1 protein-coding gene is annotated in these 266 nt (G+C 61.3%); it reads right to left on the bottom strand.

Going from position 1 to position 266, the window contains the following annotated elements; translation table 11 throughout:
- Positions 1–61: 61 nt before the first annotated feature.
- A partial coding sequence (locus tag ACLQ24_RS30615) for a hypothetical protein (RefSeq protein WP_425895197.1) occupies positions 62–266 on the bottom strand: 205 nt, incomplete at its 5' end.

Raw genomic sequence — 266 nt, 5'->3', positions numbered from 1 at the left:
AGCCGCCGCGCATCACGTACCGCAACACCCATACACGGACAACGATCACGGCACCTTTGGGTTACTGGTCAATAACCGGGTCCCTGTCGTGGATGTCGGTGGCGCATGACACCGGGGACCAGAGCAGTTCGGCTACGTTATCGCTGATCAAGAGGCCGAAGATCTCCTCGACGCAGGCTTCCTCTGTGCGATCGAGGCTCAGATCGTCGATGCGTTGCCAGTTCGCCATCAGCGCGTCGAAGGTCCCGACCTCGCTCCACGGCACC

Origin of the sequence: Micromonospora sp. DT4, assembly GCF_049841675.1 — a bacterium.
In the GTDB taxonomy this organism is placed as follows: Bacteria; Actinomycetota; Actinomycetes; order Mycobacteriales; family Micromonosporaceae; genus Micromonospora.
This window is presented reverse-complemented; position numbering and strand designations above follow the sequence as displayed.